At 59.6% G+C, this 14,240-nt stretch carries 14 protein-coding genes and 2 pseudogenes; 8 read left to right on the top strand and 8 right to left on the bottom strand.

What is annotated here, in order from left to right:
• Nucleotides 1-268: 268 nt before the first annotated feature.
• Nucleotides 269-877, bottom strand: a pseudogene (locus OKW37_RS01225) (ATP-binding cassette domain-containing protein); the annotation flags it as partial.
• 57 nt (nucleotides 878-934) lie between these two features.
• Between OKW37_RS01225 and OKW37_RS01220 the strand changes: the two are divergent.
• Both OKW37_RS01220 and OKW37_RS01215 read left to right on the top strand, forming a co-directional pair.
• Nucleotides 935-1,204 (top strand): type II toxin-antitoxin system ParD family antitoxin, encoded by a 270-nt coding sequence (locus tag OKW37_RS01220; RefSeq protein ID WP_088176933.1) that lies wholly within the window; start codon nucleotides 935-937, stop codon nucleotides 1,202-1,204.
• On the top strand, nucleotides 1,201-1,521 hold the full coding sequence (locus tag OKW37_RS01215; RefSeq protein ID WP_090812305.1) for a type II toxin-antitoxin system RelE/ParE family toxin: 321 nt from the start codon (nucleotides 1,201-1,203) through the stop codon (nucleotides 1,519-1,521). Before OKW37_RS01220 ends, OKW37_RS01215 begins: the two co-directional genes overlap by 4 nt.
• 54 nt (nucleotides 1,522-1,575) lie before the next feature.
• On the opposite strand, the gene OKW37_RS01210 is transcribed toward OKW37_RS01215, so the two are convergent.
• The gene (locus OKW37_RS01210) at nucleotides 1,576-1,833 is read right to left on the bottom strand and encodes a hypothetical protein (RefSeq protein WP_429401531.1); all 258 of its coding nucleotides are present in this window, start codon (nucleotides 1,831-1,833) and stop codon (nucleotides 1,576-1,578) included.
• Between OKW37_RS01210 and OKW37_RS01205 the strand changes: the two genes are divergently transcribed.
• The 5 genes from OKW37_RS01205 (at nucleotide 1,811) to OKW37_RS01185 (ending at nucleotide 6,965) form a co-directional block, all read left to right on the top strand.
• Complete coding sequence (locus tag OKW37_RS01205) at nucleotides 1,811-2,542, top strand: hypothetical protein (RefSeq protein ID WP_429401529.1); 732 nt, start codon at nucleotides 1,811-1,813, stop codon at nucleotides 2,540-2,542. The genes OKW37_RS01210 and OKW37_RS01205 overlap by 23 nt on opposite strands.
• A 15-nt stretch (nucleotides 2,543-2,557) precedes the next feature.
• Nucleotides 2,558-3,526: a reverse transcriptase domain-containing protein gene (locus OKW37_RS01200; protein ID WP_244145130.1), complete on the top strand. Its 969-nt coding sequence runs from the start codon at nucleotides 2,558-2,560 to the stop codon at nucleotides 3,524-3,526.
• An 868-nt stretch (nucleotides 3,527-4,394) separates the two neighbouring features.
• The gene (locus tag OKW37_RS01195) at nucleotides 4,395-5,306 is read left to right on the top strand and encodes a Bd3614 family nucleic acid deaminase (RefSeq protein WP_167368839.1); all 912 of its coding nucleotides are present in this window, start codon (nucleotides 4,395-4,397) and stop codon (nucleotides 5,304-5,306) included.
• Between the two features lie 2 nt (nucleotides 5,307-5,308).
• Nucleotides 5,309-5,470, top strand: a complete 162-nt coding sequence (locus tag OKW37_RS01190) for a GTPase-activating protein (RefSeq protein ID WP_143037338.1) — start codon at nucleotides 5,309-5,311, stop codon at nucleotides 5,468-5,470.
• Between the two features lie 505 nt (nucleotides 5,471-5,975).
• Entirely contained in the window at nucleotides 5,976-6,965 is a 990-nt protein-coding gene (locus OKW37_RS01185; protein WP_090812308.1) for a 4,5-dihydroxyphthalate decarboxylase, read from the top strand.
• 7 nt (nucleotides 6,966-6,972) lie between these two features.
• Here the strand turns inward: OKW37_RS01185 and OKW37_RS01180 are convergent.
• From OKW37_RS01180 to OKW37_RS01155, 6 genes and pseudogenes are all read right to left on the bottom strand, one after another.
• Nucleotides 6,973-7,200 (bottom strand): annotated as a pseudogene (locus tag OKW37_RS01180) (LysR substrate-binding domain-containing protein); the annotation flags it as partial.
• Between the two features lie 84 nt (nucleotides 7,201-7,284).
• The gene (gene istB, locus OKW37_RS01175; RefSeq protein WP_063500950.1) at nucleotides 7,285-8,103 is read right to left on the bottom strand and encodes an IS21-like element helper ATPase IstB; all 819 of its coding nucleotides are present in this window, start codon (nucleotides 8,101-8,103) and stop codon (nucleotides 7,285-7,287) included.
• Nucleotides 8,100-9,599, bottom strand: a complete 1,500-nt coding sequence (gene istA / locus OKW37_RS01170; RefSeq protein WP_429401526.1) for an IS21 family transposase — start codon at nucleotides 9,597-9,599, stop codon at nucleotides 8,100-8,102. Before istA ends, istB begins: the two co-directional genes overlap by 4 nt.
• A gap of 115 nt (nucleotides 9,600-9,714) precedes the next feature.
• Nucleotides 9,715-10,443: a LysR family transcriptional regulator gene (locus OKW37_RS01165; RefSeq protein WP_429401524.1), complete on the bottom strand. Its 729-nt coding sequence runs from the start codon at nucleotides 10,441-10,443 to the stop codon at nucleotides 9,715-9,717.
• 405 nt (nucleotides 10,444-10,848) lie between these two features.
• Entirely contained in the window at nucleotides 10,849-11,451 is a 603-nt protein-coding gene (locus OKW37_RS01160) for a MarR family winged helix-turn-helix transcriptional regulator (RefSeq protein ID WP_143037339.1), read from the bottom strand.
• Nucleotides 11,452-11,716: 265 nt separating this feature from the next.
• The gene (locus OKW37_RS01155; RefSeq protein ID WP_090812613.1) at nucleotides 11,717-12,232 is read right to left on the bottom strand and encodes a hypothetical protein; all 516 of its coding nucleotides are present in this window, start codon (nucleotides 12,230-12,232) and stop codon (nucleotides 11,717-11,719) included.
• Nucleotides 12,233-13,148: 916 nt separating this feature from the next.
• Between OKW37_RS01155 and OKW37_RS01150 the strand changes: the two genes are divergently transcribed.
• Entirely contained in the window at nucleotides 13,149-14,174 is a 1,026-nt protein-coding gene (locus tag OKW37_RS01150; RefSeq protein ID WP_167368840.1) for a cupin domain-containing protein, read from the top strand.
• The last annotated feature ends 66 nt before the right edge of the window (nucleotides 14,175-14,240 follow it).

Raw genomic sequence — 14,240 nt, 5'->3', positions numbered from 1 at the left:
CGATTCGCGCGAACGCGTCGCCGATGTTCGCCGTGCCGAGGCGTGTACGTGCCCTCCCAAGGTGTCCCTGACGGGTGGTCACCTGATATGCAGAGCGCCGGACGGGTTGATCGGCGGATCGTCCACGATCCGTGGCGCGGCATCGACTGGCTGCTTGTGCCGCCGATATCTTGCATTGGAGCGCGCTTGTCCGCACGAATGCTGAAGACGTTGGCGAACGTCCGCGCGTCGCCCGCCATGCAATGGCCGCCGCCCGCCTGGAGGTAACTCAGGCGATGACCTTCTGCTCCGCGGCAGCCTGCTCGCGCATGCGACGGGCTTCGTCGCGCAGGAACTGCTGGTAGTCGTCCAGATCGCCGTCGAAGGGCTCGACGCCACCCTTGGTGACGAGCCAGAACTCGTCACATACCGCGCGCAGCAGGGACCGGTCGTGACTGACCAGCAACACTGTGCCTTCGAATTCGTTGAGTGCCATGCCTAGCGCTTCGCGTGTGGCCAGGTCGAGGTGGTTGGTAGGCTCGTCGAGCAGCAACAGGTTGGGGCGCTGCCACACGATCATGCACAACACGAGCCGCGCCTTTTCGCCGCCGCTCATCGTGCCGACCGCCTGATGGCCCATGTCACCACTGAAGTTGAAGGTGCCGAGGAAGGTGCGAAGCGATTGTTCGATGCCACTCTGGCCGGGGGCACGCAGGTGCGCTGGCGTGTCCCTGGCAAGGCGGATCATGTGTTCCAACGGTGTGTCGAGAGGACGCAGCACGTCCAGCTCCTGCTGTGCAAAGTAGCCGATGTTCAGGCCTTTGCCTTCGCTGATTTCGCCGGCAATCGGCGCCAGTGCGTGCGCCACCGTCTTCACCAGCGTGGACTTGCCTTGGCCCTTGCCAGCACCCCCGTCGACGGAGTAGGATTAAATCCTGTCAGCTTGGAGAGCGCCATGCGTACCACACAGCAGTTCAGCATTACCCTGCCCAACGAGATGGCCGAGCTCATCCGCACCAAGGTCGCCAGCGGCGAATACGCTTCTGAAAGCGAGGTGATCCGCGACGGGTTACGCACCCTCGCGGCCCGCGACAGGGCCATCGAGGCCTGGTTGCGTGATGAGGTGGTGCCTGCGGCCGAAGCGTTGCGCGCGGAGCCCGCGCGCGCGCTCACGCCCGAGCAGGTGCGCGCTCACCTGGCGAAGAAGCGCTCGGGCGCCGCATGAACTACCGGGTGCAGTTTGCCCCGGAAGCGCGGGACCAGCTTGAGGACATCGAACGGTTTATCTGTGAAGCGGGTTCGCCCATCACGGCGGCCCGATACGTCGACGCCATCGTGAGTTTCTGCCTGCGCCTGCAGACGTTCCCTGAGCGCGGCGTGCCGCGCAATGATCTGTTGCCTGGCCTGCGCGTGACCCACTACCGGCAGCGCGCAGTGATTGCTTACCTTGTGGACCCCGAGGTGGTGTCAATCGTTGGCGTGTTCTACGGCGGACAGGCGTGGGAACCGTCTTTTGTGGACCCGACGGAACACGATCACTGATGACGCGCACGCACCGTGGTCGCTGACGCGGGCGGTCGGCGCGCAATGATCGACTCAGTCGATGAGCACCGCAGAAAATTGAGAAGCACGATCAAATGGATTAATCTCGTCAGCCTGACCAGCAAACTGTTCTGAACCCGACGGATGCAGCTCGACATTTTCAACGACAGCCGCGACGTGATGCTGCGCAACGATGTCCTGTCCGCGTTGCAGCAGTACGATGCCGCGGGCGGGCGGGCGGCGCGCGCTGCAGGCCCTTGCGAACGAATATCCAGACGACGACGCCGTGATGTATTTCGGGGCGATCGTCAATGCCCTCGAGGGCCGATCGACGGTACCGTTTGATCGTCACGATGCCGCCCTGCAGGCTCGGCAGGCCCTATCTCAAGAAGTCCAGCCCGCAGTCGCGCGCGCGTTCCCGGGGCAGGGCGGGGCGACCTGGCTCGCACCGCTCTGGGCAGAACTGGCCGGACGCGCCGCTGCGCTGCCTTTCCGAGCGGACCACGCGGATGCACACGCGGCGCCGCTCTTCCTGCTTGCTGCGAGGTGGGCCGAGGCCTCTGATTCGATATCTCGCATCGCGTCGTGGCGACGGATTCCAGCGCCGCTGTGCTGGATGACGGAGGCGCGCTACCGGCTCGATGGCCTGGACGCGGCGTGGCCGTTGCTGATCGAACTTGCATGGCTTTCGCCCTCCCGGTTTGACCAGCTTTTGAGCCGGCTTGACGACGCGTGCGTCAACAGGTTGCGGCGCGCCTTCGATACGTCGTTCGACGGCGCTGGCGACATTGACGATCTCACGTGGTTTCCGGCGTGGGTACTCACGGAAAAGGCCGGCCTCGCGCCGGTGTTCAAACGGGCAGAGCCTTCGCGACAGAATGCGCCCGAGCGGGCGGCGAAGGTGGTGCTCGGGTTACTCAGCCTGGAGCGTCAGGGCCGGCATCACGAACTGCTGGAAACCCGGCGCGAACTGCAGGCGCTCAACGGGGCGCTGTACGCTGCCTACATGAAGACGCGCTGAGAAGATTCACAGAACATGTCGCGAACCGCTTCTCACAAATGGGTGTTCGCCGCGCGATTCCGGCGTGGCGCCTTCGGCTGGAAGTCCGCCTTGCCAATCCAGCGTCTGAAGGAGGCGCTGACCGAAATCCGCCAGATCGCCCGTGCCGATCCTGTTCTCGCAGCCGACGGCGCTGTCGCCCTGCTCGAAAAGCTTTCGCCGGCGCTCGAGCAGGTAGACAGTTCTTCCGGGGCGATCGGTACCGCCGTGAATCGCGCCATCGATGCGCTGGTGAAGATCGAAGCATCGCCAGTGTCGGAAACGACTAGACGAGATGCAGATGCGCTGGGAAGCTGCGTGCAGCGGAAATTCGCATCGGCTTCGATCTGGACGGACGCTATGTTGGCTGCTCTACAAAACGGAGTTAAAGGAGGTAAGTGGCATAGTCTGATCGACAAGGTGTTTCGCCTGGAAACGCTCGCGCTGGGGTGGAATCAGGTCAAGAAGAACGCCGGGGTGGCGGGAGTTGATCGCATGAGCGTGAAGCGATTCGCGCAAGCGCGGGACCGATGCCTCGCTGAACTGGCGCATGCATTGCAGGATGGTAGCTATTGCCCGCAGCCGGTGCGACGCGTCTACATACCGAAAGGTAAAGGACGCCGCCCGCTCGGTATACCCGCTGTGAAGGACCGCGTCGTTCAAGCGGCCCTGAAGCTGGTGATCGAGCCGATCTTTGAGCATGAGTTCGAGCCAAGAAGCTACGGCTTCCGCCCGGGCCTTGGCTGCAAGGATGCGCTGCGCGAAGTGGACCGGCATGTGAAAGCGGGCTACTGTTGGGTGGTCGATGCCGACCTGCAAAGTTATTTTGACTCGATTCCGCACCTTCCCCTTCTTGCGAGAGTGGCCGGGCGGATTGCGGACGGCCGGGTGCTGAAACTCATCCAGTCCTTTCTCAAGCAAGGGGACGGCGACCGCCGTTTCCTACCCCTATCCTGTCGGCCTTAACCGGCATTTGGCGAGGCCGGGTTCTACGTCAGCAATGTGACGGCTTGCAGACGGACGGTCGGGGAAAAGGCTGACGCGAGTATCTGAGCAGTCGTCGTTGTGCTCGCCGCCGGGGCCGCAGATCGAGAATCGCTGTTGTCACAACCGCAAACGTCGGCCAGGACGAGTGACGCCAGACGTGCGGTCTTCAAGCATTTGTCTTTCGTAGTCGATCGGCTCGGCCGGTCGGTACATCGGTCCGGTGACCTTTATTGAAGACATTGCCAATCTGTCTCGGGTCCATGTAGGCGGGGGATGGATCCTCGGACCTCAAAAGTGAAGCCCGCACTTGCGCCATCCGGCGCATAGTCGCTAGCATTCGGATATGCATAAATTGAAGGAAAGCCTTAAGAAAGGGACCAGCGACACCGTAAAAGAATACGGGGGGCACAGGGGTTCAAACGAGGCTGAGGCCACGAAGATATTGGCGGCGCATGCGACCTGCGAAAAGTGGTGCTGCGTCAAAGAAACGGCGAAGTACGATCCCACTAGCTGGCCAAAACTCAAAAGCAGGATAGGCGCAGTTTCGCTGGCGGCAGCGCCGGTGGCTTTTTCGGCGGTCACGGTTAAGGCTGGCGACTATCGAAACGACTCGAGTAACTCGAGTATGAAATAGGGGTAGTGGCGGGCAAGCGAGAGATCTGCCGTGGCCGTACTCGGAAATCCACCAGGAGTGCAGGCGCAACGCATCGGCTCGCTCGCCGAGCTTCCGTGTTCGACCGTTGCCTGAGGCTCAATGCGGAGAATTCGACTCCGCACAGCAGCCGTTCATCGCTTATATTCACGTCGCGCGGCTGGCGCCCTCGACCGGCTTCGCTGGAGAAAGAAGATGGGCCGTGCACGCACCGTGCCGCAAAATGGCAGCAAGGGTGGCGCCTATTGCGAGACCGAAGACGACCTCATCCCGCCGGGAATGCGTCTTCTGTTAAACAGCTTCGCGCCAAAGCAGATCAAGGAGATTCTGAGCGATCAGGAGGCTACCACCTGGGAAAAAGCCGCGCTGGGCCTGCTCGCAGACGAGGATAAGGACACGACAGTCAGATTCCGAAAAATTCCGTCTGTCGAGATCAACGGCGCCTACGTCCTATCCGGGACGAGAAAGGGTCACAACTTGATGCCCCGCGACGTCCGACTCCTGGCCGAGGAACTCCACGTCGCGGGACCGAACGTCGACATCTCCCAGCGCACTCCCCCGGCCGAGTTGAGCGCACCTCATACTGGTGTTCACAACGTGCACCGTCTCTATCTGTCGGCGGCGTTCAGCTTGCTCCTTGGCAAGGGAGCGAACACCGGCGTGGCCGCACTGATTGTGTCCTCACAGGGGCAGATCCTGGCTTGGGGAAAGAAAAACGGTGCGCACCCGTTGCTGCACGCGGAAACCAGTGCCCTGCTGATGTACGGCAAGCGCTTGCCGGCAGGCGCACGCATCTACTCAACGCTCAAGCCCTGCAAAATGTGCCGTGCCGCGATCGAGCATTTCTCCACGGAAAATAGCTTCCTGACCTACTACGGCCAGGACGATCCGACTGCAGCGGCGATGGGTCGTGTAGACGGCACGAAGTACGTGCACATGGCAAATACCACCACCGTCGGCGAACGCCCAATTTGGGAATCAAATAGCACCGGAATGAAAAAATCGATCTCATTCAACCTTAATGAAAGATTCGATACGGCGCTGGCAAGAACCGGAACCTGGGCATCATTGACTTCATTAAGGGCGACCGACCGAAGAACCAGCTAGACATGGCGGCCGGCTATCTGGAAGTCAAGCAGAGAAAGTACACCGATCCGAAGCGATCCAACCCGACGCTCTCGGATCGGTACAACGCGAACGTCGAAAAGTGCCTGGACCACATCACCGCAGTCATGGCGCAGTTGGGGATCCCAGTGCTGCCCAGGAAATAGCGCTCAGGGCAAGAAGCCAGATGGGTCGACCGTTCAAAGGTCGAAGTGGCGGGACGATTGTTGTTCCTGGTCAATGCCGATGCCAGGGGATGCCGGCAGGTTCGCCGCGAAAGATTGACGCCCACCATCGTTCCTCGCATCGAGACCAGTCCAAAATGAATTGTTGTAGCAGCGGAAAAAAAACGATATTGGTCGTCCCGCCCCGTTTCCGCTTTAATACGGTGCATTGAAGCGCCGTGGTTCATGGACCGAGGCGTCGCCGACAGGGGGTAGCAAATACCTCGCGCCGCGCTACGAGTCGGGGCAGGCTGCGCATGTCGAGATCCGCAGACCATCCAGGCGTTGTCTTTTCCGTCTGAGCACGCAGCGCGGCAAGGCCGATCGAGTGGCCCCCGGGTCTAAAACACTGAGGACGGTCTCGTGACGGCGCCCAGGCACTTCGCTACCCTGCGATGCACGACGAAAGAGCATCGATGTCAACCTTGAACGGAGCAATGGCGGCACTATGTCGAAGCTGAAACTAACGCTGGGCTGCTGGGATTACGACCGCACTCGCCCTCTGATGGATGGCACAGTCGCAATAGAAGGCGTGGATTTAAACTACCTGAATATGCCGGTGGAAGAGACGTTCTTTCGCATGTTGCGGCATCGCGAATTCGACGTTGCTGAAATGTCGCTGTCTTCGTACACGGTATCGTTGGGCAAGGATCGTCCCTTCGTCGCCATTCCGGTTTTTCCGTCGCGATATTTCCGTCATTCGTGCATTTACGTCAATGCCAATTCTGGTATCCGCGAAGCCAAAGATCTAATCGGTAAGCGCGTCGGAACGCCTGAATTTCAAATGACCGCGCCGGTCTGGATTCGCGGCACGCTGGCCGAATATTACGGCGTTCCGGTCGACAGCGTAACCTACGTGACTGGCGGCGAGGAAGAGCCGGGCCGCCCCGAAAAGATCAAGCTCGATCTGCCGTCTAACATCAAGATTGAGTCTATCGGCGCCACCCAGACCCTTTCGCGAATGCTGCTCGAAGGTGAGATCGACGCGTTGCACACCGCCCGGACGCCGTCTACGTTCCTGACGCATCCGGACCGCGTCAAGCGGTTGTTTCCCGACTACGGCGAGCTCGAGCGCGACTACTTTCGCAAGACGGGTATTTTCCCCATCATGCATACGATCGTCATCCGCCGCGAAATCTACGAAGCCAACCGTTGGCTTGCTCAATCGCTCTTCAAGGCTTTTGCGCAGGCCCAACGGACGGCGTACGAGAACCTGCGAGAAACCGCAGCGCTCAAGGTCATGCATCCGTGGTTGATGGCAACGCTTGAACAGGTGGAACAGGAAATGGGCTCGGATTTCTGGTCGTACGGCTTTGAGAACAACCGCAATACGCTGGAGACCTTTCTGCGCTACCACCACGAGTGTGGGCTGTCCAAGCAGCGCTATGCTCCGGAGGACCTTTTCGCGCCAGAGACCTTGGAAGCCTTTAAGATCTGACGATTCGTCAGGCGACGTGGGACAACCCGGGCGTCGCCTGCAACGTACTGGCTAGCATGTCCCGCATCAAGGCCACCAACGCCGCCTCGTGGCGGCGTTGCGGTTGAGCGATAGCTTTGACCAGATGGAGGTTGCGCATCAGCGGCGGGTCGACGATGTGTCGCGCGACGAGCTTTCCTTGCTGAAGTTCTTCCCGTATGACTGCCGGCGGCAAGATGGCTGCGCCGAGGCCGAGCGCGACGAGGCGTGGATATCGTCAACTACGATGTCCGGTTGCGCGACAACTATGATGGCCGGTCGACGGGGGTAATTGTCGCTGTCAATTGGCTATAGTTGTCGCTCCGTTGTGGTCGTCCGTGGGTAATTGACGCCGCCGCTCTTTCTGTTTGTCGCTGGCGTTGCGGCGCCGATAGCTTTCGACATTCAGCTCGAAGATCGTCGAGTGATGAACAAGCCTGTCTATGGCGGCCACCGTCATGCCGGGGTCCGGGAAGACGTTATGCCAGCCCGAGAACGGCTGATTTGCCGTTATGAGAAGACTTTTGCGCTCATACCTTTCAGCTATCAACTCGAACAGCACGCTGGTTTCAGCCTGGTCCTTCCTGACGTAGGACAGATCGTCCAGGATGATCAGATCGAAGCGGTCGAGTTTGGCGAGTGCCGAGGGCAATTGCAGACTCTTTCGCGCAGCCTGAAGTTTCTGCACCAAGTCACTGGTACGCGTGCATAGAACGCGGTACCCTGCATCGATCAGCGCGTGTCCGATGGCGCTTCCAAGATGGCTCTTGCCCCCGCCAGGTGGCCCAAACAGGAGGATCGTGGCGCCCTTCTCGAGCCACGCATCGCCGGTGGCCAGCGCCATGACGTGTGCCTTCGATACCATGGGCACGACACTGAAGTCGAACGTGGCAAGAGTCTTGGTCGGGTCCAATTGTGATTCGACACGATGACGTTCCAGTCTGCGTTTCGCCCGTTCAGCCAGTTCATGCTCGAACAATACGCCCAACAGTTGCGAGGCTTGCCAGCCTTCTTTATCCGAGCGCTGGGCGAAGTCAGACCACAGCCGACCAATCGTTGGCAGACGCAGTTCATTGAGCATCAGTCCCATGCGGCCGATGTCGTAAGTTGGTGCGCTCATGCGAACACCTCTTCATCAAGCAACGCGTCGTAGATCGAGGCATCCGGCATCTCGACCGACACAACGGGACATTCGGCCTCACGCGGCGCGAATTCGTCGAAGAGCGCCTTCAGATCGGGCAGTTTCCCGAGCGCGAGCAAGGCGTCGAGCCGTTCTGCCAGTTGAGCCTCCACGCCGTGGTTCCCGGCCAGATCGAGCAGGCCCACCATGGTCTTGCAGGCGTTGCGCGGGCTCAGCGCTTGATCCAGGCGTTCCCATGTCCGGCGGTAAGCTTCGCGCGGAAACAGATCGTCACGAAACACGAGACCCCTGAAGGCCTGAGGTTTGCGTTTGAGCGACTCAATAAAATGCCGGTAGTCAATGGCGCGTCCGCGGCCTTTGCTCGTGCGTGTGACGCGCGCCGTGCTGTGTACCAGCGCGCCAGACAGATAGCAGTCAAGCCGATCGTTATAGAGCCGCACCTTCAGGCGATGTCCGATCAGGCGTGACGGCGCGCTGTAGAGGCTGTTGTCCACCGTAAAAGTGCCACAGCGCGTCACGCGCGCCTCGTCCTCGACGAAGTCGGTGGTACGGTGCTCAGGCAGATCCCGCAGGTACTCACGCTCGACTTGGAATGCGGCGGCATTGCGCCGGTTGCGGCGCATCACCACACTGCGCACAAATTCGTCATAGGCTGGCCGGTCGTCGAAATCCCGATGACCGCGCAGTAACAAGGCCTGATCGACCGCTTCCTTCAGCCATCGATGCGAGGATTCGACACTACCGTTCTCGTGGCCCAAGCCTCGATTGTTGCGCGTGCCTTCCATCCCATAGTGCTCAAGCAAGGCCTTATAGCGAACCGTGAAGTCTTCTTCTTCCTGAAGATTCTTAAAGGCGGCCGACAGGCTGTCAGAGCGGTGTTCGCTCGGGCAGCCCCCCGCCTGCCATAGAGCGTTTTGCAAACCTGCCGCAAGAGCCTGGAAGCTCTCTCCGCTATCAACGACGCTGGCGTACTCCCAGCGCGAGAACGCCAGCACAAAGTGATAGAGCATGTGTCCGAACGCGACGCCGGCGATCGTCACACCCAGTTTCTCCATATGCGTGAAGTCGGACAAGCCCCGTACGCCGGGCTGATACGTCTGGGGGAAGAACACTTCCTTGCTGGGCCCTTCCAGCGCACGCCACCGGCTGACATGCCGCTCCAACGTGCGCCGCATTCCGTCGGGGAAGCGACCAGAATGGTCTTCCTGCAGTTTGCGCAGCAAGGTGACCGCTTTGAGTTTCGGGAAACTGCGTAGTAATGGCACGACTTCGCTATCCCAAACATCAGCGAACGGATTGGCGCGCGTGCGCCATTGACGTTCTGGCTTCTGCGAGGGCAACTCAGTGGCGTTCGTCGCGCGACGTGCAGTGCGCACGCTCATACCCGCTTTCGCGGCGGCAACTTCCTGGGTGTGATCTTTGCGCTTGGTCATGTAGAGATGAACCTGTCGATCGGTAATGTGAGTACCAGGCATTGGTTGACTGTTCTTTTAGCTTCAGTCAGCCATCCTAAGCCCCCGCCGAATCGGCGCTGCCGGTGGCTCGTCGTCTGCGGCGGCTACGCCGCCTTCGACTCCTCACCACCGGCCATCATAGTTGTCGCAAAAGCGGACTTCCCAATTGTCGCGCACCAAGGCGTTTGATGGCCGCCACCGATTGCACCTCGAACACGATGTCCGGCGTCATGCCGATCGCTTGTGCGGCGATTTCCAGCGTCCGGCGTACGGAGTCCCGGGGACCGGTCAGGATAAGCGGCCACCCAAGCAAATCCTCTACGGAGATCTGACGTTCCGCGGTAGCCTGGTCAGGCGCGACGACAAACAGCAGTTCCTCCGAAAGCAGATGAATGTAGTTCAATCCGGTTTGTTCGTCGGCGTCGAATGCAAGGGCAAGGTCGAGCTCACCTTTTTCCACTGCGTCGACGAGCGCATAGCTCAGGTTTTCGGTGAAGCTGACCGACAGGTCAGGGATGCACTCCTTTGTTTTGACGATCAGGTCGGGGCCCATCACCGACATCACGCTCGGGGTCAGGCCTACACTGAGGTGCTCGCGGGTTTTGCCAGCCAACGCTGCCACATCGTATCGTGCCGACTCCACCAACCCCAGGATCTCTCGCGCGCGCTCGACAAGCAGCCGGCCGGCCTCGGAAGCTGCGACGCCCCGCGAATGCCGTATCAGCAACTCCACACCCAATTCGGTTTCGAGTTGCCGTATCTGCATGCCGAGCGCGGGCTGGGCGACATGCAACAGCTCCGCCGCGCGAGTGATGTTGCCCGCTTCAACGACTCTGATGAGGTAGTTCAACTGACGTAGGTTCATGTTGCGACTCCAACGCTGTGCACATCGAGAGCGAACGCCCAGAAAGGAATCCGCACGGGCATTGTGGCCGGCTTCGAGATGCGGCGAGCGTCCAGGAACGAGAGACCCATAGGAACCTCGCGCGATCGGCACTGAAAAGCACCCGCGAAGGTGAAGAACCGGAAGGGAGCATAATTTAACCTTCTCAGGTCTATGGAGCAATACTAACTGCGATGAACTAGGTTCACATATCTACTTCGATGCCGGCCGGTAGCATGTACGCCATGGGTTCATTGCTCAATAATGGAAGTATCTCGAATGGCCACGGTCAACCCACCGTCAGTGATATGTGTCCCGGTCGCCAGTGGCATGAAACTGTCACCGGTCAAGACTTGCCCAGTTTCGCTCGCCACCTTTCCTACGCATTCACGTTCCAGTTTCCAAACGTATTCGTTTATGGGCATCATCCACGAGCTCACGAATAGCTGGGCTTTCCTGAGTTGAGTGCGCAAGCACCAGTTTGATCATTATCCGCATGAACTCTTGACGTTCATCTGATGTCAACGGAGCCAACAAGCGAACTTGAGACGCCTCGGCCCGCTCTATTAGACTATCAATGCGTTCTCGACCGGCTTCTGTAATGGAAATACTACTGACTCGGCGATCTTCAGTGCTTGCTTCCTTCGTTATCAGGTCTTCAGACTTGAGACGCTCTAGCACACGCATAATGCTTGTACGGTCTATATCGGTTGCCTGGCATAAGGATATTTGGTCGATGCCCGGCCTATCCGCGATCACCTGAAGAGCGCCGAATTGAATCGACGTCATGTTGTAGCAACTTGTTTCTTCTGCAAACAGACGCACCGCCACCTGCTGAAGTCGGCGAATGAGTGCTCCCGGCTTTGTAAAGGGGTTGAACATAGATAAATTTAAATGGCTGATGAATGATCTCAACGGAGCGACGCAGGCGTCATTTTCAATGGCACTGTCAGTACTCAGACCAAGTACGCTGCCTTGAGCAACTCCCACTCTCGGTGTTCTTCGCGACCAGTAAGCATGAAAATCGAGGCATCTCCCTTGCGCGCGGAACGCGAACCCCTCGTATTTTACGATAACGTGAAATCTTTCTTTCAGTCGATCTAATCGCGACGTCGCCCTTTGGATGACGCCGCGGCAACTCACAACACAGCCCACACGGGTTTGTCAGTTCGGCTCGAAGGCGCGGCGTGGCGCGTTACGCGATCAAATCCATAAGATTCGCCTTGGCAAGACCAAGGCGCGGTGTGGCGCCAGCTCACCGCCCAACTGCCTTCAACCATTCGATCTGCTGATTCCAGCGTTCTAAGGTCATCTCGCGATCCCGCTCATCGAGCGTGAACGTGATGCCCGCGTCGAGGCGCGCGTAAGGCACGCGCTGCGCCTCACCCGACGCGACAACCGCCTCGAAGCAGGCGAGCCCGACGCCCTGCGCTCCAGTCGACGCGATCGGCATTGCATCGAGCTGCACCTGAAAAAACGCACCGTCGAGTACGAAGGTCAGCGCCGGGCGTCCGCCTGCGGCGAGCGCGCGTGCCGCCCTCGCTTGCGCCCACAGCGCGAAGCGCAACGAACGGGGACATGGCGCGTACAGTTCACCGATGCCAAGCAGCGACGTCCCGAGACGCCCATCCTCGTGGCATGTGACGAGCGACGCCGCGAAGCCTGTCCGGGCTGCGAGCGCACGGCCGTCGAACCAGTCCAGCAGCGCTGGTGGCCATGCATCGAACTGCAGCCGATCGGCGCTGTGAGTCGCCGCGTTGGCATCGCTCATCGTGTTCATTCCTTCGTTGGTGTCCTGTCGCTGAGGTGAGAAAAGTTGCGGGCGAAAAAACAGCCCGGCCAACGAAAGAGGCCGCCGAATGGCGGACTAGCGTGGTAAGTATGCGCCGCTGTTAGCAGGGGACTACCTGCTGAATGAGCTTTGTCAGCGGGTGACGCACGCGCGGCTGGATTCTCGCCGGAAGTCGAACGGCTTGCGTAGCAACTTCTTGCACATGTTGTGCCGACAGATTATGGCACGAGTCGGTTCATACGCTCGCAGTCATTTCACGGTCCCGGTCGGCGTCATGCATGCGTTCCGGAGAGCGCATCGCTAGTACGCGCCGCAGCGCGGAGTCCGAATCCTCCTGATCTCGGCCGTACTGCGCCTCGGCGTCCCGGGGCACCGCCGGGCGATCCGAGCAATCGCCGATCGCGCGATAGAGCATCATTTTGCCCGTCTCTACGACGCAGGACGACTGCCCGTTCGAGGTGTTCGAGAGCACGCGCGTGCTTCAAAACGGTGGCGCGTTAGCGATCCCATTCGCAGGCGAATTAAATGGCTTACGCCTTTGCGAATGCATGCATCGGGGAACGGCAGCCAAATTCATAAAGCCGATCGTAATTTTGATGAGCGCGATGTAGGCGATGTCGGCGACCGAGACCACGTCGGGCTAAGTCGAAATGATGACTCGATGGAGATTGGGGAAGGCTGCCGCCGTATCAATGCATCGGTTCCTCCGCGTACGTATCAGCGCCGAGGTGCCGGCCGTTTGCAGTTGCCGGCTTGACGCACAGGCTCGGGCGTACCGGGTTAGCACCGATGGGGTTTTCCTGATGATCATCGCAATTGACACTATGCTGACGAATATCTAGCATCTATCAGCATGCTGATTAATTACGCCGTAGACCAATTATCAGGAGACCCGATGACAGTTAGCTCTAGTTCAGAGACGAACATGATCCCTGCTTCGCTGCGGGAAAAGATGGTCGATACGGATCTCGTCCCGTTGTGGGAAAGCCCCACGGCGCACAAACTGGATGTTCAGCGCGAGCAGGCTCACATCTGGCCTTGGAGTGCAACTCGATCGATCCTGACTGAGACGGCGCAGATTTCGTCGCCGAAGGTTGTGGAGCGACGCGTCCTCTCGATGGTCAATCCGTTCTCCAAAACGCCCGAAGACGAAGCAACGACCGGCACCATTAGTGCAACGCTGCAAACGCTACTCGCCGGTGAAGTGGCTCGCCCGCATCGCCATTCGATGAATGCGCTGCGGTTCGTGATGGAAGGCCACGGCGCATCCACTATCGTCGACGGCAAGGACTGTCCGATGGAACCAGGCGACCTGGTGTTGACGCCGGCATGGACGTGGCACTCGCATCACCATAATGGTCAAGGCGCAACGATCTGGATGGACGTCCTGGACGTTGACCTCCAGTTGTACTTGGGCACTGATGAATTTCAGCCAGGCCCGATCGTCGATCAGACTCCGGAAGTCGCGGACTCATCGTTCGCCGTGGCCGGCATCGTGCCCGATCTGGATGCCACGGAGCGTCCATATTCGCCGGTCTTCCGTTATGAGTGGAAAGATGCAGTGACGGCCCTCAACGCGGCTCCGATAGGAGAGGACGGCTCTCGCCGAGTTCGTTACGTCAATCCGCTCAATGGCCAGGCCGTGATGGCGACGCTCGATTGCTATCTCACGGGTCTGATTGCGGGCCTGGAGACGCGGGAATTCAGGACGACGGCGAACACGGTGTGCTGTGTGGTCGCTGGCCAAGGCATTAGCCAGATTGGTGACCGTCAAATCAAGTGGGGCGAGAAAGACATTTTCACGATCCCGCAAAACACGTGGGTCACCCACACCTCGGTCGAGGGCGCACAGATTTTCATGGTCACCGACCGTGAAATCTATCGGAAACTCGGTCTTCTCAAGGAATCCTTCAAGGATTAAATCGCGGCCCCGCCCGAGCGCCAGCGCGAGGGCATACCGGCTTATTTCTTCTATGTTCAACCCGTT

The sequence above is a fragment of the Paraburkholderia sp. MM5482-R2 genome, from assembly GCF_050436125.1.
Lineage (GTDB): Bacteria > Pseudomonadota > Gammaproteobacteria > Burkholderiales > Burkholderiaceae > Paraburkholderia > Paraburkholderia tuberum.
Note: the sequence above shows the minus strand (reverse complement) of the source record. Positions and strands in the feature narration are given on the sequence as shown.

Coding starts and splice junctions, on each gene's coding strand:
- OKW37_RS01220 (WP_088176933.1), top strand. CDS start 935: ATGCGTACCACACAGCAGTTCAGCATTACCCTGCCCAACGAGATGGCC.
- OKW37_RS01215 (WP_090812305.1), top strand. CDS start 1,201: ATGAACTACCGGGTGCAGTTTGCCCCGGAAGCGCGGGACCAGCTTGAG.
- OKW37_RS01205 (WP_429401529.1), top strand. CDS start 1,811: ATGTATTTCGGGGCGATCGTCAATGCCCTCGAGGGCCGATCGACGGTA.
- OKW37_RS01200 (WP_244145130.1), top strand. CDS start 2,558: ATGTCGCGAACCGCTTCTCACAAATGGGTGTTCGCCGCGCGATTCCGG.
- OKW37_RS01195 (WP_167368839.1), top strand. CDS start 4,395: ATGGGCCGTGCACGCACCGTGCCGCAAAATGGCAGCAAGGGTGGCGCC.
- OKW37_RS01190 (WP_143037338.1), top strand. CDS start 5,309: ATGGCGGCCGGCTATCTGGAAGTCAAGCAGAGAAAGTACACCGATCCG.
- OKW37_RS01185 (WP_090812308.1), top strand. CDS start 5,976: ATGTCGAAGCTGAAACTAACGCTGGGCTGCTGGGATTACGACCGCACT.
- istB (WP_063500950.1), bottom strand. CDS start 8,103: ATGAGCGCACCAACTTACGACATCGGCCGCATGGGACTGATGCTCAAT.
- istA (WP_429401526.1), bottom strand. CDS start 9,599: ATGCCTGGTACTCACATTACCGATCGACAGGTTCATCTCTACATGACC.
- OKW37_RS01165 (WP_429401524.1), bottom strand. CDS start 10,443: ATGAACCTACGTCAGTTGAACTACCTCATCAGAGTCGTTGAAGCGGGC.
- OKW37_RS01155 (WP_090812613.1), bottom strand. CDS start 12,232: ATGAGCGATGCCAACGCGGCGACTCACAGCGCCGATCGGCTGCAGTTC.
- OKW37_RS01150 (WP_167368840.1), top strand. CDS start 13,149: ATGACAGTTAGCTCTAGTTCAGAGACGAACATGATCCCTGCTTCGCTG.